Annotated in this window: 21 protein-coding genes; 10 read left to right on the top strand and 11 right to left on the bottom strand. The window is 52.8% G+C overall.

Annotation, left to right across the window (positions count from 1 at the left end; genetic code table 11):
* Window position 1 precedes the first annotated feature (1 nt).
* From ACWIUF_RS07305 to ACWIUF_RS07275, 7 genes are read left to right on the top strand one after another with little or no spacing between them, the layout of a single operon-like run.
* A complete protein-coding gene (locus ACWIUF_RS07305; protein WP_448571627.1) occupies window positions 2–625 on the top strand; it encodes a type I restriction endonuclease subunit R in 624 nt (207 codons plus the stop codon).
* Between the two features lie 27 nt (window positions 626–652).
* Window positions 653–967 carry an N-ATPase subunit AtpR gene (locus ACWIUF_RS07300; RefSeq protein ID WP_448571626.1) on the top strand — a complete coding sequence of 105 codons (315 nt, stop codon included), beginning with the start codon at window positions 653–655 and terminating at the stop codon, window positions 965–967.
* Between the two features lies 1 nt (window position 968).
* Window positions 969–1676 (top strand): F0F1 ATP synthase subunit A, encoded by a 708-nt coding sequence (locus tag ACWIUF_RS07295; protein WP_448571625.1) that lies wholly within the window; start codon window positions 969–971, stop codon window positions 1674–1676.
* The gene (locus ACWIUF_RS07290) at window positions 1669–1938 is read left to right on the top strand and encodes a F0F1 ATP synthase subunit C (protein WP_448571624.1); all 270 of its coding nucleotides are present in this window, start codon (window positions 1669–1671) and stop codon (window positions 1936–1938) included. Before ACWIUF_RS07295 ends, ACWIUF_RS07290 begins: the two co-directional genes overlap by 8 nt.
* Before the next feature lies 1 nt (window position 1939).
* A complete protein-coding gene (locus ACWIUF_RS07285; RefSeq protein ID WP_448571623.1) occupies window positions 1940–2749 on the top strand; it encodes a F0F1 ATP synthase subunit B family protein in 810 nt (269 codons plus the stop codon).
* Window positions 2709–4256, top strand: coding sequence for an alternate F1F0 ATPase, F1 subunit alpha (locus ACWIUF_RS07280; RefSeq protein WP_448571622.1), 1548 nt, complete (start codon window positions 2709–2711; stop codon window positions 4254–4256). Before ACWIUF_RS07285 ends, ACWIUF_RS07280 begins: the two co-directional genes overlap by 41 nt.
* 16 nt (window positions 4257–4272) lie before the next feature.
* The gene (locus ACWIUF_RS07275; RefSeq protein WP_448571621.1) at window positions 4273–5238 is read left to right on the top strand and encodes a F0F1 ATP synthase subunit gamma; all 966 of its coding nucleotides are present in this window, start codon (window positions 4273–4275) and stop codon (window positions 5236–5238) included.
* A gap of 375 nt (window positions 5239–5613) precedes the next feature.
* Here ACWIUF_RS07275 and ACWIUF_RS07270 read toward each other — a convergent pair whose 3' ends face one another.
* The 10 genes from ACWIUF_RS07270 to ACWIUF_RS07225 all read right to left on the bottom strand — a co-directional run bounded on the left by ACWIUF_RS07270 (window position 5614) and on the right by ACWIUF_RS07225 (window position 17440).
* Window positions 5614–6666, bottom strand: coding sequence for an ABC transporter permease (locus ACWIUF_RS07270; RefSeq protein WP_448571620.1), 1053 nt, complete (start codon window positions 6664–6666; stop codon window positions 5614–5616).
* Window positions 6663–7967, bottom strand: a complete 1305-nt coding sequence (locus ACWIUF_RS07265) for a metallophosphoesterase family protein (RefSeq protein ID WP_448571619.1) — start codon at window positions 7965–7967, stop codon at window positions 6663–6665. Before ACWIUF_RS07265 ends, ACWIUF_RS07270 begins: the two co-directional genes overlap by 4 nt.
* A 187-nt stretch (window positions 7968–8154) precedes the next feature.
* Window positions 8155–8334, bottom strand: a complete 180-nt coding sequence (locus ACWIUF_RS07260) for a hypothetical protein (protein WP_448571618.1) — start codon at window positions 8332–8334, stop codon at window positions 8155–8157.
* Window positions 8335–8481: 147 nt separating this feature from the next.
* Window positions 8482–9045 (bottom strand): phosphonate degradation HD-domain oxygenase, encoded by a 564-nt coding sequence (locus ACWIUF_RS07255; protein WP_448571617.1) that lies wholly within the window; start codon window positions 9043–9045, stop codon window positions 8482–8484.
* A gap of 15 nt (window positions 9046–9060) precedes the next feature.
* A complete protein-coding gene (locus tag ACWIUF_RS07250; RefSeq protein WP_448571616.1) occupies window positions 9061–10743 on the bottom strand; it encodes a putative 2-aminoethylphosphonate ABC transporter permease subunit in 1683 nt (560 codons plus the stop codon).
* A 104-nt stretch (window positions 10744–10847) separates the two neighbouring features.
* On the bottom strand, window positions 10848–12026 hold the full coding sequence (locus tag ACWIUF_RS07245) for a putative 2-aminoethylphosphonate ABC transporter ATP-binding protein (RefSeq protein WP_448571615.1): 1179 nt from the start codon (window positions 12024–12026) through the stop codon (window positions 10848–10850).
* 380 nt (window positions 12027–12406) lie between these two features.
* Window positions 12407–13516, bottom strand: coding sequence for a putative 2-aminoethylphosphonate ABC transporter substrate-binding protein (locus ACWIUF_RS07240; protein ID WP_448571614.1), 1110 nt, complete (start codon window positions 13514–13516; stop codon window positions 12407–12409).
* Between the two features lie 322 nt (window positions 13517–13838).
* On the bottom strand, window positions 13839–14972 hold the full coding sequence (locus tag ACWIUF_RS07235) for a TIGR03364 family FAD-dependent oxidoreductase (protein WP_448571613.1): 1134 nt from the start codon (window positions 14970–14972) through the stop codon (window positions 13839–13841).
* Window positions 14973–14980: 8 nt separating this feature from the next.
* A complete protein-coding gene (locus ACWIUF_RS07230; RefSeq protein WP_448571612.1) occupies window positions 14981–15712 on the bottom strand; it encodes an HAD family hydrolase in 732 nt (243 codons plus the stop codon).
* A gap of 414 nt (window positions 15713–16126) precedes the next feature.
* On the bottom strand, window positions 16127–17440 hold the full coding sequence (locus ACWIUF_RS07225) for a cytochrome P450 (protein ID WP_448571611.1): 1314 nt from the start codon (window positions 17438–17440) through the stop codon (window positions 16127–16129).
* Window positions 17441–17870: 430 nt separating this feature from the next.
* Between ACWIUF_RS07225 and ACWIUF_RS07220 the strand changes: the two genes are divergently transcribed.
* Both ACWIUF_RS07220 and ACWIUF_RS07215 read left to right on the top strand, forming a co-directional pair.
* Window positions 17871–18071, top strand: a complete 201-nt coding sequence (locus ACWIUF_RS07220; RefSeq protein WP_448571638.1) for a hypothetical protein — start codon at window positions 17871–17873, stop codon at window positions 18069–18071.
* A gap of 124 nt (window positions 18072–18195) precedes the next feature.
* Window positions 18196–18564 (top strand): MGMT family protein, encoded by a 369-nt coding sequence (locus tag ACWIUF_RS07215; protein WP_448571610.1) that lies wholly within the window; start codon window positions 18196–18198, stop codon window positions 18562–18564.
* Between the two features lie 36 nt (window positions 18565–18600).
* Here ACWIUF_RS07215 and ACWIUF_RS07210 read toward each other — a convergent pair whose 3' ends face one another.
* Window positions 18601–19035, bottom strand: coding sequence for a response regulator (locus ACWIUF_RS07210; RefSeq protein WP_448571609.1), 435 nt, complete (start codon window positions 19033–19035; stop codon window positions 18601–18603).
* 160 nt (window positions 19036–19195) lie between these two features.
* Between ACWIUF_RS07210 and ACWIUF_RS07205 the strand changes: the two genes are divergently transcribed.
* A complete protein-coding gene (locus ACWIUF_RS07205; RefSeq protein WP_448571608.1) occupies window positions 19196–19336 on the top strand; it encodes a hypothetical protein in 141 nt (46 codons plus the stop codon).
* The last annotated feature ends 102 nt before the right edge of the window (window positions 19337–19438 follow it).

Here is a 19438-nt window from a genome sequence, read left to right as displayed (position 1 = left end):
GATGACGCAATCTCTGGCGATCGCCGATTATATTGATAGCCTTGCAGAAGTAGAAGCTCGGTTCGGATTGTCTTTCCGTCCAGACCCAGATTTCTTCGTGGAATGGGCATCGGAGTTACCTCCCCTGACGACCGCAGAACAGCAACGCCTCGATTTGATTAAACAACACTATCTCTACCCTCGACAGTTAGGGCATTTACTCGAAGGCGCTGTGAATTTTATCGTGATTGCTCCCCTGCTGGAACTGGCAGGCTTTTATGATCCCCCCTTTCGCTTACGCTCAGAAGCCTCAGTCAAAGTTGAAATTGCCGACGACGAGGACAAAATCTATCAAGGGCGAATTGATAGTTTGATTGTGCAAGAACACCTTTGGATCGTTCTGGTAGAAGCAAAACGAACATCTTTTAGCATTGATGTAGCTCTGCCCCAAGCCCTAGCATATATGTCCGCTAATCCCAGGCCAGAACTGCCAACGTTTGGGCTGGTGAGCAATGGTGCATATTCTATGTTTATGAAACTGCACCATCAACAATATGGTTTCTCTGAAGATTTTTCTTTAAACCGACGACGCAATGAACTTTATGATGTTTTACAGATCTTGAATCGATTGAAAACCATGATCTAAATCCCATTTTCCTCTTTATGGAGCACCATGATGAACCTTTTTATCCATACCCTATTACCCGATTTAATGATTCTCCCACTTGGCTTTGTCTTGGGGATCTTTTATTTCAGTTGTTTATGGCTCACCGTACAAAACTTGACTCGTAGCCAACATCCTGTGTTGCTCATGGTTAGCAGTGGCGTGATACGGCTGAGTGTGGCAATTCTGGGATTTTATTTCATGATTGGGGGGCATTGGGAACGGTTACTCATTGCCCTAGTCGGTTTTTTACTCGCACGAACCCTGCTGATTGCCCGCTGGCGACCCCAAGCCTCCCTGACAAATCTAATGTTGGAGGAGTGAGATGGAAATTAGCCCTGACAACATCGTGATTTATGCCCAAGAATCTATCGTGATCAATGCCACCTTATTCTTTACCTGGCTCACGATGGGGCTATTGGTCGGAGGGGCTTGGTGGATAACACGACGGTTGTCGGTGCGCCCACAACTGCCACCTTGGCAAAACTTTTTGGAAATGGTAGTAGACGGTATTTACAACCAAATTCGAGAGATTACTCAACAAGACCCAGAACCGTATCTGTCGTTTGTGGGAACGCTGTTTCTATTTATTGTTACTTCCAATTTGCTCACCGTCGTTCCAGGCTATCATGCACCAACGGGTTCTCTTTCTACGACGGCTGCCTTGGCACTCTGTGTATTTTTTGCAGTGCCGATTTTTGGCATTCGGCAACAAGGGCTGGGGTACTACTTGAAAAGTTATCTCGAACCGACCCCCATCATGCTGCCTTTTCAGATTATTGGTGAAGTGTCTCGCACCTTGGCTTTAGCTGTACGGCTGTTTGGCAATATTATGAGCGGCAATTTATTAGGGGCCATTTTGCTCTCGCTGGTGCCGTTGTTTGTGCCGATCGCTATGCATGTGCTGGGGCTGGTCTTTGGTGTGATTCAAGCCTACGTTTTTTCGGTGTTGGCGCTGGTGTATATTGCTTCAGCAACCAGTGCGCAGCAGCACAATCATCCCGTTTCTAACCAGGAGAAGACTGATGAGTGATTTAGCCGTTATGGGAATGGTTGCCATGATTATGGCAGGGCTAACGATGGCCATTGGGTCGATTGGACCCGCTTTGGGGGAAGGGTGGGCGGTGGCACGGGCGTTGGGGGCGATCGCCCAACAACCGGATAAAGCCAATGTGATTACCCGCACCCTATTTGTTGGATTGGCAATGGTGGAATCGACGGCCATTTACTGTTTGGTGGTGTCGATGATTCTGTTATTTGTTAATCCCTTCTGGAATCACTTCAAGGGGGGCTAAGGTGCTGATTAACTGGTTTACCGTCTTTGCCCAGATGTTGAACTTTCTCATTCTGGTGGCATTGCTGCGGTGGGTGCTCTATAAACCCATTCTCGAGGTGATGCACAAACGTCAGACTCTACTTGAGGAGCAATGGCAAGAGGCAGAACGTTTACAAATGGAGGCGCAACAGGCTCTCGCAACCTATCAACAACAGCAACAGGAACTCCAACAGCGGCAAGCCACTGTGTTGGCAGAAGCGCAAGCGATCGCCGAACAAGAACGGCAACACCTGCTGACTCAGGTTCGACAAGAGATAACCGATCAGAGGGCCGCTTGGCAAGCAGATTTGCAGCAAGAACAGGAGGCGTTTCTACGCACCCTGCGCCAACAAGTGATCCACCAAACTGCTGCGATCGCCCGCCAAGCCTTACGGGATTTAGCCAATGCCGATCTAGAGGGACAGATGATTCGGGGGTTCTGCGATCGCCTGCGCCATTTAGATGAGCGGCAACGACAGGCGATCGCCCAAGCCCTCGCTCAAACTCATCAACCCATCCGGGTCCGGAGCAGTTTTGAGATCCCATCCGACCTGCGCCCAAGGGTCATCGATGAATTACGTTCCCAGTTCTCGGTATCTCATCCCGTTGAGTTTGTCACTGCTTCCAACTTGCTCTGTGGCATTGAAATCAAACTCGCCGGACAGGAAATCGTTTGGAGTTTAGACACCTACCTGCAAACGCTAGAACAACGATTATCCGCCGCCCTAACCCAGGAGGGAGCCTCCCACCATGAACCCCATATCTCAGCAGGTGCAGGCTGCCTGTTCTGATGCCTGTGCCACCATTGCCCAAGTGCTAACCAACTATCAGGCCACGCTCACGATCCGCGAGACAGGAATCGTTCAGTCCGTCAGACCGGGGATTGCCCGCATAACGGGTTTACCCGGAGTCCGAGCCGATGAACTGGTTTGCTTCGCCAGAGCGGGAGTTGGGTCGGGGGGGGAGCCGCTGCTGGGCATTGCCTTTAACCTCGATCCAGAAGAAGTCGGGGTAATTTTGCTGGGAGAGAGCCAATACCTGCAAGCTGGGGATGAAGTTTATCGAACCGGGCGCATCATGGATGTCCCCGTGGGGGAAGCCCTACTGGGGCGCGTCGTCACCGTGATGGGACAACCCCTGGATGGTCGCGGTGCCCTAGATATCGCTGAACGCCGTCCGGTGGAGCGGGAAGCCCCCGCCATTCTCGATCGCGCTCCCGTCACGGTACCCCTCCAAACGGGGCTAAAAGTTGTCGATGCGCTGATTCCCATTGGGCGGGGGCAGCGGGAATTGATAATTGGCGATCGCCAAACGGGGAAAACCGCGATCGCCATTGATACCATCCTCAACCAGAAAGACCAGGATGTCATTTGCATTTATTGTGCGATCGGGCAACGATCGGCGGCGATCGCTAAAGTGATTGCCACCCTGCGAGAACAAGGTGCAATGGATTACACCGTTGTGGTGGTTGCCGCCGGACAAGACCCCTTGGGCTTGCAGTACATTACCCCCTACGGTGCCACCACGATGGCCGAGTACTTCATGGAGCAGGGGCAGGATGTACTCATTGTTTACGACGACCTGACCCACCATGCCCGCACCTACCGCGAACTCTCCCTGCTGCTGCGCCGCCCCCCTGGTCGAGAAGCCTATCCCGGTGATATTTTCTATCTCCATTCGCGGTTATTAGAACGCGCCACCCATCTCAGTCCCGAACTGGGGGGCGGTTCCCTGACGGCGCTGCCCATTATCGAAACCCAGGCGCAGAATATTTCCGCCTACATCCCAACGAACTTGATCTCCATCACCGATGGGCAAATCTATCTCTCTCCCAACCTCTTTCAAAAAGGCATTTTCCCAGCGGTGGATGTGGGCAAATCCGTGTCACGGGTTGGGGGCAAAACCCAACTTCCCGCCTACCAGTCCCTTGCTGGAGAATTACGCCTCTCCTATGCCCAATTCCAAGAAGTGGAAGTCTTTGCCCGCTTTGGTACCCAACTCGATGAACCCACCCAACGGACGCTAGATCGGGGGCGGCGGATTCGGGAAGTGCTAAAACAGCCCCAGTCCTCTCCCCTCTCCGTTGCCGAGCAGATCGCGATCCTCCTTGCCGTCACCGATGGGCTACTCGATGCTGTCCCCCTCGATCGGATCATGGCTGTAGAACATCACCTCAGCCAGTCCATCACCCACCAATTGCCCGATTTGTGCGATCGCATCCATCGGGGTAAACCATTGACCGAAAGCGATCGAACGGTGCTACTGCGCACCCTCCAAACAGCGATCGACGCTCTCTAACGCCCCAACGATTGCCATGCAAACCCTGGAATCTCTCCGCGCCACCATCAATAGCATCGAAGATTTACGCGCTGTGGTCAGAACGATGAAAGCGCTGGCAATGGTCAACATCCGCCAGTACGAAAAAGCGAGAACATCCCTATCGGATTACAATCACACGGTCGAACTCGGACTTCAGGCGTTGCTGCATCACCGCCGTTTTTCTGAAACCTCGATGAGGCGGCTGCCGCTCACCTCACATCCCCCAAATCATGGATGGGTTGGGGTAATTCTATTTGGTTCCGATCGGGGTTTATGTGGGCAGTTTAATGAGCAAATTGTGACCTATGCCCTAGAAGAGTTAGACCAGCGCAAAATTCAACCGCATCAGCGCCTCGTTGCAGCCGTTGGAGCCCGTCTGGTTCCCTATCTAGAAAAGGCAAAACAGCCGATTCAGATGCCGTTTTCTCTACCCAGTTCCCTGGCTGGCACCACTCGGCTCATTCAAGATCTCGTGTCGGCGATCGAGCAGTGGCGGTTTCGCCAAAATCGTGACCAAAGGGCTGCAATGCTAGGTGAGATGCCAGAAGTACCGATGTCTCAAGTGGAACAAATTCTCCTGTTCTACAACAGATCTGTGTCAACCACGTCCTATCAACCCTCAACACTACAACTTCTCCCCCTCGATCGCACGTGGCTCCAGCAACTCGAACAGCGCCCCTGGCATTCCTCGGCCACGCCAATGTTCAGCCTGAACTGGGATGCCTTATTCTCCGCCTTGACTCGTCAGTACCTCTTTGTTTCACTGTATCGGGCTACGGTTGAATCTCTGGCCAGTGAAAACGCGGGTCGGCTGTTATCGATGCAGGCGGCTGAGAAAAACATCGAAGAACGCTTGGCAGATCTGAACGCTGATTATCGTCAGCAGCGCCAAAATTCAATTACAGGGGAACTACTCGATATTATCTCTGGATTTGAGGTTCTTAAACAACTCCGCCGCTAAAGGGCGTCTAACGGTGCTGTTCAGCGACAACAGATCACCTTTGTATCCTAACCAAGAGCTTGATAACGTCCGCTGCAACACGGTTGTTAGACCTCGCGCTGCTAAGGGATTTCAAACAAAGATCGAGGTAGTCCTGATTGCCGAATAATTGACCTCCAAACTTGTCACAAATACTTCACTGTGCAATCGACTCCTAACTTCAGACGGATCAGCAACTTCAAAGAATAGCTCTAGTGCTTCAACCAGATTATTTCTGGCTTCCTCAACCGTATTGCCTTACCGACTGTGCCAAATAGCCCGATGAGAGCCAGAATAACTTGGGTGCGAGAATCTGTCACAGGATTCATCTGGTAATCAACACTGTGGCAGATTTCATCAATTAATATTCGTCAGTTGGATGCGGGGATCGACGGCGCGGAGGAGGAGATCGGCCAACAGATTGCCCACAATCAGCATCACTGCCCCCATCATCAAACTGGCCATGACCAGGTAAACATCCTGATTAAAGACGGCTTGCAAAATCAGGCGACCGAGACCGGGCCAGTTGAAGAAGTATTCCGTAATAAATGCGCCACTGAGGAGGCTGGCAAACTCAAAGCCCAGGAGGGTAATCAGGGGGTTGATCGCATTGCGCAGGGCATGGCCGTAGATGACGCGGTGTTCCGGTAACCCTTTAGCCCGTGCGGTTTGAATATAGTCCTGGCGCAGGACATCCAGGAGTTCGCCACGGGTAATCCGCTGAAGACCGGCAAAGCTTGTGATACTTAAGGCGATCGTGGGCAGAATCAGGTGCCAGCCAATATCCAAGACTTTGCCAAGGGGCGACAGATCGTCATGAAATGTACTGGTCATATCCCCAACCGGAAAGAGAGGGGAGGTATTTTGGGCCAGGATGAGCAACAACAGGGCGGTCACAAAGCTAGGCAAACCTTGCCCCAGGTAACTCAGCACGCGGAGGCCGCGATCGAGCATCTGATCCTGCTTCACCGCCCCGATAATTCCCAGGGGAATTGCGATTGCCCAAGTCACCACTAGGGAAGACAGCGCCAGCAGTAGCGTCGCCCCCATCCGTTCCCAAAGTAACGAGGCCACCGATCGCTGGTAGACAAAGCTTTCCCCAAAGTTGCCATAGCGCACAATCTGCCAGAGCCAGCGGCCATACTGTTCCGGCCAGGGGCGATCGAGGCCAAATTGTCGTTGCAATTCCTCTAGCTGATCTTGGGAAATCTGGGGGTTTTGGCGCAGGGTATCGACATAATCGCCCGGCGCCAGTTGGATGATGAAAAAACTCAGGGCCGAAGCCAGCAGCAGCGTCAAGAGAGCCTGGAAGAAGCGTTTGCCAATATAGGCAACGGTGTCGCTGGTGAGAAAGGCGAGCGCGGCTTGGACGATCGTGGTCAGATTAGCGTTTGGTAGAGTCGGGTTCAACGGGATTCAACCTCTTCGGGATTGCAAATGAGTGATTGCCGCAGAAAGTGAAAAAGGTCTGACTCTGGGATGGCCGTGGACTCCTCCGTCAGGAGGTGTTCCTTCAGATCAATTAAGCACTGGGTCAGGGCATCGGCCTGGGCTTCGTACTGGGTGTTAGCCAGCAGCAAATCTTGGAAGACTTGGCGCTCGATCACAGGCCGGGGAGGGGGACCTGTGCCAGTTTCCGCCAGGTAGGTGGCGTAGGCGGTATCCATCATGTCAGGTTTTAGCAAAAAGATCAGGGCTTGACTGAGTTCCAGGAGGCGATCGCGCAGGCTACGCAAATCCCAATCTAAACGACTAAACCCAATTTGCCCCTCAATGCGCAACTCGACGATCGCCGCCTCGGTCTTACCCGCCTGGGCCAGCGGGGTCAGTTGCGCCACGATCGCCTGTTCCAGTTCGGCCTGGGATTGGCGTTTATCGGCCTTGTGCGTCAGACGGACGATCGGACGTTGCTGATAATCCTGCTGCAACGTGGCGTGAATCCCTGCTCCATCCAGTTCCACCCAGTAAACCCCTCGGTTAATCTGATCGCGACCTTCCGCTACACTATTAGCCTCAAGGGCACCAGGGTTAAAAATCCACCCGGCTTCTGTATAGTTCTTATGGATATGCCCTAGAGCTAAATAATCCACACCAGCTTCCCGCAGGGGCAGCAGCTCCTCATAGCGCAGGGCACCCGTATAGCGGCTGATTTGCCCCTCCAAACCATGATGGAACATCATCACCGTATGGGTAGGACCAGCGGGCAAGGTTGTCAGGGCCGCTGCCAGTTTCCGAATCATCTGCGGGGCGGCTGCGCCATACCAGCGGGACCCCACTACCCGCACCCCACAGGGTAGGTCAATATACCCCCCCCGGTGCGCTGCCGGGTCCCAATGCCTGAGCATACCGCCATCACCCGTGGCGTCTTCGTCCGGTTCCAGCAGGATCAAGTAGCCCCACTCCGAGAGATACCGCAGCCAACTGGTCTTAGTGCCATAGGGGCAATGGTCATGATTCCCCTCGATCGCCAGCACCGGAATATGGGCTTCCCGCAATAGGTCTAAACAAAGCTGGGCCTGGTTCAGGGTGGCGGGATGAATGTGGCGATGTTCAAATAAATCCCCTGCAATCAGCACAAAATCCACAGCGGCATCAATGGCATAACGTTGGAGCACATCTTGCAAAGCCCAATAAAAATCCTGGCTGCGCCGGGGATTGTCGTAGCGATCGTAGCCCAAGTGAACATCAGCAAGGTGGAGGAAGCGGGCCATAGATAGGGTCAATGTAGTGGCAACATAGGGGCAGGCAGGATGCCCCCACAGCGGGCAGGCAGGATGCCTACCCCACAACACCCCGCAATCTAAAATCTAAAATCCCAAAATCTAAAATCCTATCTGGCAGGTCAGGTGCCCCCCCAGACAGAGTACCTAGTTCAGAATTTTGAATGCCAGGGCAGCGTTAACTTTTGGCCTCCGGAAAGGTCCGTTGAAAGTCGTCGAGCAGATCATCAACTTCTTCGAGGGCTTGGTTGATATCCACCCGTAGGGTTCCCAAGTTGGGGTAGTCCAGCAGGCGGACGAGGGCTTCCCGTTTGCCCTGAATCAGGCTAATCCACTCACGAACGGTTTGGGTATCCATCGGCGATCGTACTATTCACTCACAAAACAACAAGCGGACAGGTGTCCGTTGCTGGTAATTGTACTCTGTTCCTTTCCGAAACGCGCAGCAATCAGCCCCACGCAATGGTTGGGGGGACAACCTCAAAATTCCCATGACTGCCCCCCTTCAAGCCCCCCCGTCACCTAACACGGTTAAGGCGATCTGCCAGAAAGTTGCTAAGGGTGGGGTGACTAAGTTGGGCACTTTGGCCTGATCATCCCAGCGTCGTAGTTGCAGGGCCTCCCAGGCATAGGGTTGGGCGCTAAAGGTTGCTGCGGCCTGGGGAGAAAAGGCTCCCCCTTGCAATTGCAAGCTGTGCTGGGAATTGGCAGATAACTGGTGCCAGTAGGTGCCATCCGTGGCGCAGAGGTAGCGTTTAGCAGCCACATGCAACCGGATAGGTTCCGTCACGGCGGCAGGAAAATAGGGACGGAGGTAGTGATCGGCAAGGCATTCGTGGCGATCGTCAATCCCTGCGACGGCAGCGGTCTCCCCCAGATCATGAACGAGGTGACCGATATCGTGGAGCAGGCAGGCGGTGATCAGGCTGGGGCTGGCTCCCTGTTTTTGGGCGAGGTCAGCACATTGGCAGGCGTGCTCCAACTGGGTAACGGCTTCACCACCGTATTGGGCATGGCCCTCGTGACGGAGTAAATCGACGATCGCGTGCAATGCTTGAGAGTCTCGCATATTACGCCCCACTGATTACGCCCGTTTCAGCCAGGCTTGGGTGCGCTTTTCCAGGGGGCGAGTCACGCACCAATACAACACCCGCACGGCCAGACTGGTGACCACGACTAGGGTAGACATGGCCGCTGCTGCGGCAATATCCCCGGCATCATCCATGTTAACGATCGCGACGGCAGCCAGGGGTAAATTAGCTGGATATAGGAAAATAATCGCTGAGACCGTGACCATCGCATTAACAAAGTAGTACATCCCAATCCCCAGAATAGTTGGTAAACAGAGGGGCACTGTCACGCGCCAAAAGGTTTTATAAAAGGGAACTGACATGGATGCGGATACGGCTTCAAATTCCTGATCGAGTTGTTTTAAGGCTGTATTGGCCGTGAGGAAGCACACTGTGTAAAAGTGGATGATATTGCAAATGACGAGAAGCGTCATGGTGCCATAGAGAAAATTAAAGGGATTCGGCACCGTGAGTAATAGAAAGTTCCAGGTGGGCTTATTAAAGAAGAAGACGTAGGCGAGACCTAAGACCAGTCCTGGTAGGGCTAGGGGCAGGGTTGACAGAAAATAGCTGAGCGATCGCAGCCATTTCAGTCCTTTACCTTTTTCCACCAAATAGGCGCTGATGAAGACTAAAATCGTGCCAAATATGGCCGTATATAGCGACAGACGCACACTATTCCAGTAGGCCCCGTAGCCACCACCCCCTGTAGTTTTGAAATTGAAGTGGCGTAGACTTGGCGTAAAGTTGTAGGGCCAGACCTTAATTAACGAAGCCGCAATGATCGTCAGGAAAATGATCATAAACGAGAGGGAAATAATTGTGCAAAAGCTAAACAGTAAGCTATCTAGCCAGGGTTTGGCAGTGGGTTGTAGGGGAACCGAGCGGGCGCTGACCAGGGCACTTTGTCGCCGCTGCACTATGCGATCGCAGATAAAAGCAATGACCGTTGGGATGAGCAGAAAGACACTGACCGTTGCTCCCATCGCGAAATTCTGTTGGCCGATGACCTGTTTATAAATATCCGTGGCCAGGACATTAAAATTACCCCCGACTACCTTGGGCACTCCGAAGTCGGTAAAGGCAAGGGTAAAGCACACAAAAATAGCGCTTAAGATCCCATATTTAATACTGGGGAGGGTAACGGTAAAAAAGGTCCGAACTGGCGATGTGCGCAGGGCTTGGGCTGCTTCATATAACCGGGCATCCGTGAGACTCAGGGCTGTGGTCAGAATCACCAATGCTTGGGGAAAGCAGTAGAGGGTTTCGCCCAAGATGATGCCATTGGCCCCGTATAGGTTAATATCCCATCCCGGTAACTGCCCAAAAAAACCCGTGGTGACAATCCCCTGGTTGCCAAAGAGATAAATCAGCCCGATCGCATGGGCCAAGGGAGGAATATATAACGGCAGCATAGCTAGAATTTGGAACACGGGCTTTCCCCGCATCGCCGTTCGCGTTAACCCATAGGCGTAAATAAAGGCTAGCAGGACCGAAATCAGGGTGGTCCCGATCGCGACATAAAAACTATTACCCAGGGAGGTAGTGAGGGCCGCGTTGCTCAGGTAGGTGCGATAGTTGGCTAATCCAACCCAATGGCCCTGGGAGTCCTGAAGGCTACGGACAATCATAGGCCAGAGGGGAAAAACAACCCCGACCAGCAGCCATAGCACACCCAGAATCAGTAAGCTACGCATGATCCAGTCTTCCGCCGTGAGACTTTGACGGATTGGGCGTGGGTTAGTCGCTAATCGTGGGGTAAGCCAGCGTGGCTGGGTTGTGGGCGGGATCATGTGTCTGGTTACGAGGGGTCAATGACTTTGGGGGGTGCTGGCCGCGAGGGAGTGGGTCGGCTGCCCACGCCAGCTAGTTGGGCGGGGAAGATTCGCAATAAATGGGGAGGCAGTTGGATCGTCAGCGATCGCCCAAGCCCAATCTCCCACTGACGGGCATCATTAGCAGACAGATCGGCAATGAGCATCTGTTCAGGATGGGCTTGCAATTGTAGCGATAGGCGATAGCCAGTGCCGAGGAATTCAACCCCGTATACCGTTGTTGCCAGCAAATTGTTCAACGCGGTTTCTGGCTGGGTGCCTAGGCCCCATACCTGGATATCTTCAGGCCGAATAGCCACGGAAACAAAGCTGTTGGCCGGGAGACCATCCAGATCGGCAGCAATCGTTTGGAGACCACACTTAATCAGCCCCAAGCTGCGATCGGTCCCGCCCCCCGACTCCGCCACCACCACGCCCGGTAGCGTATTCATCACCCCAATGAAGTCGGCCACAAAGGGGGTGAGGGGCTGTTGATAGATTTCACGGGGTGACCCGACTTGCACAATATGGCCCTGATCCATCACCACGATGCGATCGGCCATTGCCAACGCCTCCGTCTGATCATGGGTGACCATCACCGTAGTGACGCCCAAACGCTTTTGCAGTTGGGTAATTTCCCCACGCAGGCTGGCCCGCACCTTGGCATCCAGGGCCGAGAGGGGTTCATCCAACAAAAGCAAACCAGGGGATAGGGCGAGTGCCCGTGCCAAGGCCACCCGTTGTTGCTGCCCCCCAGACAGTTGGGCCGGATATTTGTGCCCCATGCCCGTAAGGCCAACCATCTGCAAGAGTTCTTCAACCCGGGTTTTAATCACCGCCTGGGGCGTGCGCGTGTTTTGCAACCCATAGGCGATATTTTGACTAGCCGTCAGGTTAGGGAAGAGGGCATAGGACTGGAAGACAATACCAAAGTCCCGCTTGGAGGGGGGCAACTGCGACACATCCCGCCCTGCCTGAATGACCCGGCCAGTTGTTTGTTTTTCTAAGCCTGCAATAATGCGCAATAGGGTCGTTTTGCCACAGCCGCTTGGCCCCAGCAGACACACAAATTCACCTGGGTAAACCTCTAAAAAAATGTCATAGAGGGCAACAAATTTGCCAAAAACCTTACTAATGTTCTCAATCTCTAAATAGGGTTTGTTCATATCATTAATCTCATTAAAACAGTAATAAATACACAGATTTAGAGTCCGGTAATCATAAAGTCAATAAGGGCTAACTGTCTGAGGACATTGGATAATCAGCTATATCGCAGACCTAAATCCTTCTTTAAGGATGAGAGTGCAGACTTCTAGCCTGCGCGGGCAGAATGCCTACCCCAAAGCTTATTTTGGCAATCGGTTCAGATTAAGTTCACGCACTTGAAGGTTACGCAAGTTGAATCAAACCCGATAAAGGGCACTTCGATTAACCTGGGATGGGGGTAGTTCAACTACCCCAACCAGCAGAATAACCTGGCTGGGGAGCGCCAGATTGGTATTTTTCGAGGTGCCCTAAAAACGATCGGCTAGAGCCAGGAGAAATGCTAACTCTTTGGTTCTGACTTCGAGTCGTAACGCCTGGTCCACTCCGCCAAAATACGATCGCGGTTTTGGGCTGCCCATTGGAAATCATTCGGAGCCAATTGGGCTATCGGATCGGCAGGGAAACCGGCTGGTATCGGTGTGTTAGTTTTCACGGCTGTGATCGCAAAATTTTTCGCATACAGCTTAGAGATATCCTCCGAAATAGCCCAATCGAGGAAGGTTTTGGTCGCCGCCTTCATCTGTGGCTTCTTAATCAGGGCATTGGCCTCAATATCCCAGCCAGAACCTTCTAGGGGAAAGACGGGCGCGATCGGTTCACCGTCATTTTTCTGCTTGACTGCCCGATAGCCAAAGGAAATCCCGATCGGGTACTCACCGGCCCCAGCCATTTTGCAAGGTTTAGAACCAGAGTGGGTGTATTGGGCAATATTTTCGTGCAGGGCATCTAGGTACTGCCAACCTTTCTCCTCGCCTTGCATTTGCAAAATTGCAGAGACGGACAAGAAGCCTGTCCCGGAGGACGCCGGGTTGGGCATCACAACCTTCCCCTTGTATTCCGGCTTAGTTAAATCTGCCCATGATGTCGGTATTGCGAGTCCTTGCTTTTCCGATTCCACCGTGTTGACGCAAAAAGCAGACATCCAGGCATCAATCCCCACCCAGTGCGGCGGGGTACGACTGTCGCGTAACTTCGGCTGGACACGATCGAGGCCCGCTGGTGCATAGGGTTCCAACAAATTCGCCTCATCAGCCAGCAAGAGGCTAGAAGCAGCTAACCCCCATACGGCATCTGCCTGGGGATTATCCTTCTCGGCAAGCAACTTGGCGGTGACGATCCCAGTCGAATCGCGCACAATATTAACTTTAATATCGGGATGTTTTCGCTCAAATAGCGGTAGATAGTCAGCTAATTGATCATCTTCTAAAGCCGTATACACAACAATTTCCGTTGGGGAACCTCCCGCTGCGGCTGTAGCGACGGGTGAAGCTTCTGAAGTCGGGGTATTGACCTGGGGTTGACTGGCAGTACAGGCAGCAAACAAAAAGGTGAGAGAGAATGCTGCCAGGAAGTGTTTTAAGAAGTCTAGGCGTTTCTGTTTGGTGGCCATTGTTTTCCTGGAAAAGCGCGATCGCGGCACCACCAGTGACGGTCACAAAAGATCCAGAACACTGTTAGATAAAGTGCCAGATCGTACAGTACGCCAGTAAGGTTAAGTCAAGTTAATCACCGCGATAAGATCAGACAATTAAACCTTTAACATAGGGGAATCTCGCTGCATTGAGGCAGCATAACCACATGCCTCAACTCCTTATAATTGCCTGGGTAAAGTTGTGTACGATTGGTAGTGTTCGAGGTGCCCACTGGAGCAAACAATGGGGACAACTGGGATCGACTGGGATCGACTGGGATCAAAAGATCAAAAACTGAGATCAACACACCGTGGCCAGGACCTCCTCCGCTAGACCAAAAGCTAGGGTCATCCCAGCCCCACTAAGGGCATTGACGATCGTAACCCCCGGTTCAGGCGCATGTATCCATTCTGTGTGACCGGGCAGCTTAGCATAGATTCCATGCCACCGTTCAGCGATGGTCCGATCGGGAAACCGGGCAAATCCCATGAGGTAATCCAGAATATAGCGATTAATCAGTTCCCGATCGAAGGGATCAGGGTTCAGACTAGCTTCATGGGAGTCACCAATAATCAATTCGCCCAGGGCATTTTGCGACACCATCACGTGAATCCCCCATTGCGGAAAGTGGGGGGTTTCGGCTTGGATACGTTGCTGCAAAGCCGGGAGCGATCGACAATGGGCAAAGGCAGCATAGTGGGTCAGGGTTAAGCCACCGCACAGGGCTGGTCCTAAACGCCATTGCTGGGGTTGCGGCGGGGTTCGCATCATCTGTAACTTCACCTTAGTGAGGCCACTACGGGCATAGAGAAGGGGATAAAGGATCTCAAAATCTGCCCCATTACAGACAAAAATGTGCTCTGCCTGCCAGCGATCGGCCCCAACCGTGAACTGGGGATAGGCCATCGCGGTTACTGCTTGGCCAAAATGAAAGGTCACCCCATAGGTATGGCTTAAAAAAGCTGGGAGTTGCGCGATCGCTACTCGTGGATCAACGATCACTTCTGTGGCACTCCAGAGGGCCGCTAGGAGGCCATCGGTTATCGCGGCTGGACTTTTGGCTGCCGTTTCCGTTGGATTCAATAACTGCACTGGCTGCGCCGTAGCCTGTCGGCTGGCCGCAAACTCTTCCAACACGGCCAACTCATCCTGGCGATACGCCAGGTGCAGAGACCCCGCTTGGTCCAGGGAAAATCCAGCCTGCTTGGCCACCTCTAACCAAATTTGCCGCGATCGCAGGGCGCGATCGTACAGCGGTCCCCAGGGCTGACCGATCGGCCAGATCATGCCAAAGTTGCGAATCGACGCCCCCACCGCCGCCGGATGCCGCTCAAAGACCGTCACTTGCCGTCCCGATCGGGCCGCCGCCAGGGCATGGGCTAACCCGACAATGCCAGCCCCCACGATCGCAATTTCTGTCCGCTGGTGACGCATGATCAGGGCTACCCCATATAGGCTGCGAGAAACGCAGGTAATTCGGCCAGGGAATCCACAAGGCCACTGTTGGGATAGGCCGCTAATTCTGCCCGTGTATGGCTACCGTTGGTGACCCCGAGCGAGAGCAAGCAATGGGCGTTGTAGCCCGTTGCCAGATCCGTTGGGGTATCGCCGATGTGAACCACGGTTTGCGGATCAGTGATCCCTAGGCGATACATGGCCTTTTGGATCATGAAGGGAGCAGGCCGACCTTCGTTCTGGTAGATTTCCGAGGGGGTAACGGATGCTTGGATCAGGCTGCGATCGCTACCCACATACTGGTCGTTTAATCCCTGCTGCCAACCCAAGCGATCGAGAATAATATTCGTGACTTCACGATAGAAACCCGTATTAAGGGCAATTTTAATCGATCGCGCCTTCAACCACTCAAAAACCGCTAGACAACCTTCAGTAGCTTGGGCACCTTGAGTTTGATAGTGATGTTCTAGAATCTGCTTAAATTTTTCATAACTGGTGGTGACTGCTGCTGGATAATCAGGATGATCTGCGCCTAGCTTCTGTTGCCATAGGGCCTCAAATACTTTTCGCTTAGGCCAACCCATCATACTGTTGATCGTGGGCGCGTCTACATTCAGGTCCGTATTCTGAATTGTGGCAAAGAAGCATTGCTTCACTTCACCCTCATCGCGTACAGTGGTACCAGCCATATCAAATACAACTAGTTCAATTTTAGGCATAAACCATCCTTAATAAGCCCTAGAAAGCATACTCATTAAATCCACATTTTGTTCAATAAAGAAAATTGCTTGAGTGAGTTCGTAGCAACGATTTCAGTCTTTATAAAATATAAAATAAAATATAAAATGCCAGCATTCCCTATACAATCCCCTCAGAGTAACGACCTACAATCGAATCATTCCAAAATTGCGCTACTAAATTTAGTTGTCCTACATAAGCCTAATTGAAATGGGGGAATAATGGCAATAAATGTCATCAGGAACACATTCTATGTCACCCCAATCACATGATCAAAATATAGCTATTGGCATTACAGCACTTCCATACTCAGTGAGGTGCAGGCAAGGGGCTTAAACCCCTTGTGCGTAAGGCTTGACAGTACTTCATTGGCGAGGGAACGGCTGTATTAATCTCTATGCTACCGGACGCAAGTTAACCCGAAGGCCAGACGCCGGGTGCAAGGTGGGGATGGGTCTCAGGGTCAGGTCTTGCTGTGGCAAAAGTGTCCAGGTATAACCTCGCAGTAGGAGTGCCGCTAGGATTTTCATCTCCATCTGGGCAAAGGCCATGCCCAGGCAAATACGCGGTCCTCCGCCAAACCCAACCAGGCTGTAGTTATAGCGTTTGTGCTCTGCCCGCTCAGGACTGAAGCGATCGGGATCGAAGGCTTGGGGTGAGGGATAACACCGTTCATCCCGGTGGGCGGCATCAATGCGATAGAGGGCCATCCAACCCTTGGGAACCGTGTAGCCAGCAAAGGTAAACGCTTTTTCCACCTGCCGAAACCCACCTCCAACCGGCGGATAGAGGCGTTCCACTTCCTTAAGGACCTGATCAAGGTAGGGCATTTGCCGCAGTTGGGCCATTGATAGTTCCCCCTGGGCCGCCAGGGCTTGCTGCTCTTGACGCGCCTGGGCGAGTACCTCAGGGTGTTGTGCCAAGGCCATCACCAGGGAGGTCAACATTGATGTTGTCGTTTCATGCCCTGCAAACAACATGAGCAGCGTTTGAACTTTAATTTCCTCTAAACTCAGGCGATTGCCAGCTTCATCCTCTGTATCCAGCAATAACCCCAGCACATCCTGACGGGGATTCGCTTGGTGATCGGCAATCATGGTTTCAATGTAGGCCAACAGCCGATCGCGGGCATGGAGGGCACGACCATAGGGCGTCCAATGCCAACGCAGGGGGAACATAAACAAGCCATTCGTAAGGGTTGCAAACCACTGGGCTAACTGCTGAACTTGTTCACCGGGCTGCGTCCCAACTAACAGGACACTGGCGACTTCAAAGGTAAACTGTTTCATTTCCCAGAACCAGGCAAATTCACCCAATTCAGCCCATTTTTGTAAATAACGTTGGGAGAGAGCCGTCATGGTGGCGAAGTAACTCTCTAGGGCTTTGCCATGAAAAGCAGGCATAAGGAGTTTGCGGTTGCGACGATGTTCTTCGCCCTCCTGAAGAAAGAGGGATTCCCCCAACAGTTCCTGAAAGGTATTGGGCCAGCCGCCGCGCCAGGAGAAATGATCCATGTGGCTTGACAGTAGGAATTCATTAGCCTCAGGTCCCATCAGAACAACTGTTGATCGCCCCAGAATGTGAGTTTTGAAGATGGAGCCATAGCGGCGTTGTCGCTTAATGGCAAACTGGGGATCAAATAAAAATTCAAGGGATTCCCCGACAATCGGTAGTCCCAAACGACCAGGGGGTAAGGGTTGATGGCTCAAGGTCAAAATTGGCAAGGAGGCGAACAAAGGTCTTCACAAAACATCATATAGCACACCTCAAAGCGTTACCTAGGCTCAGTCGATCACAAATCTAAATGGGGAATCGCCGTCGCGGCGGTTTCCAAGGCCGGCAGGATGCCATGCGTGGCCAGTTAAAGCAGGATGCCAAATGTCCAGGGGACGACTTGACTTTGTGGGCCATGCCGTTACTTGACACCAATGGCATCCTGCCTACCCCACCCGCAAGGGGGACCTGAGCGCGGCTTGCATCCTCACCATTCTCAACCAATCGTTAAACTTCGTTGCAAAACAACCGGGGGGACTGACGCGTATGGTAGCGTCTTGCTTAAGCGCGGTTTACAAAATACCCCCGTTGCTTGAGTGGTTAGGACCCTTGCGAACGCTTAAACCAAAGGAGGAGAACACCTTGATGGTGCAGGCTGATCGAACCCCGTTAACCCTAGAGCGTGAAGAGTTCAGCGACTATGTGGCCCATTTACAACTCCACATGGCGTTGCAGGCTCGCAATCTTGTCCCTTCCTTAACCCAGGCTAGCGATAGTCGAGCCACGTTGCTTCAGCAAACCCAGGCTGATTTTGAAAAGTGGGTCTCGCGTCAAATCCACCAATAGCCCTGCTGGCGATCGCCCGTAGGCGCTTTCCATAAAATTGGATCGATACAGCCAGACCCTTAAGACGCATTGCAGTGGTTTCAGTCTGCGCAAGATTCGCGTCAGGTCTGGCTATTTTTCAGATATGTCTAGTTATGAGGCGATTTACGCTGTTGTACGCCAGATCCCGCCGGGTCAAGTGGCTACCTATGGCCAAGTGGCTGCGCTAGCCCAGTTGCCGGGTCAAGCCCGCTTGGTGGGGTATGCGCTTTATCGAGTGCCGCCAGCGTCGGATATTCCCTGGCATCGGGTGATTAATGCCAAAGGGACAGTCTCTCACTCCGCGTTGCGCCAGGGGACGGATTACCTTCAACAAGCACTCCTAGAAGCGGAAGGGATTGGGTTTGATGGCAGCGGCAAGCTAAATCTCAAGCAGTATCAGTGGCAACCCCACCCATCCGGTACCTTGTTGGCCGATCGCGGCCCGGACCCCGATCGGGCGCAGGGGCAGTAGTGATCGGGCTTGGGAAGTCCAGGCAGGGTACCAGGGCTATGGATTGAGATTTCTCTGGGTGGCACAGCGCGTCAGCACATCAATCAGATCTTCAAACCGAATGGGCTTGCTCACGTAGTCATCCATTCCTGCCCGCAGACAGGCATCCCGATCACCATCCAAGGCACTGGCCGTCATGGCCACTACCCAAGGGCGACGGGTCGGCCATTCTTGACAAATGCGTTGGGCGGTTTCGATGCCGCCTAGGCGTGGCATTTGCACGTCGAGGAACACCAAGTCATAGTCACTACGATGCAGGGCGGCGATCGCTTCCTCACCATCTAGGACGGCATCTGCTTGGTAGCCCAAACGTGCCAGCATTCTCAGGGCGACCTTTTGATTCAAGATGACATCCTCAGCCAACAGAATCCGTAGGGGAAACCGTTGTGCCAGTTCACCATCGATCGCAACCGGGCTACTATACGTCATCATGGCATTGGTAGATAGAAGGGTGTCTATTCCCAGTATTCCTCTCGGCTGGCAATAGTCCCCTGTGTACACCCAGGATTCCTATGAAGTTAGCATGAATTTCCTTGTCATAATTGTAGCTTTGATAATTTCCTGGCTCGTTTTCACTGCCCTGCTCAAGATTGTGAAAACAACTTTAACGACGGCGATCACGATCGCCCTATTGGTATTGGCGCTACAACTCCTCTTTGGGATTACGCCCCAAACGGTTTGGCAACAGGTGCAGCAATTATGGCAAGCGATCGCTAGCGTCCTGCAACGGTAGCCCCCTGCCGGACCGCTGGGCATGCAAAACCTGCTCTAGGGCGGCAATACCGATGTCCGAAGGTGTAAACACCGATCCTGGTGATCGCGGTTTACTCTCTAA

It is taken from the genome of Trichothermofontia sp. (assembly GCF_053493415.1).
The sequence above is the reverse complement of the archived record's forward strand: the minus strand, read 5'-3'. Positions and strand labels throughout refer to the sequence as shown.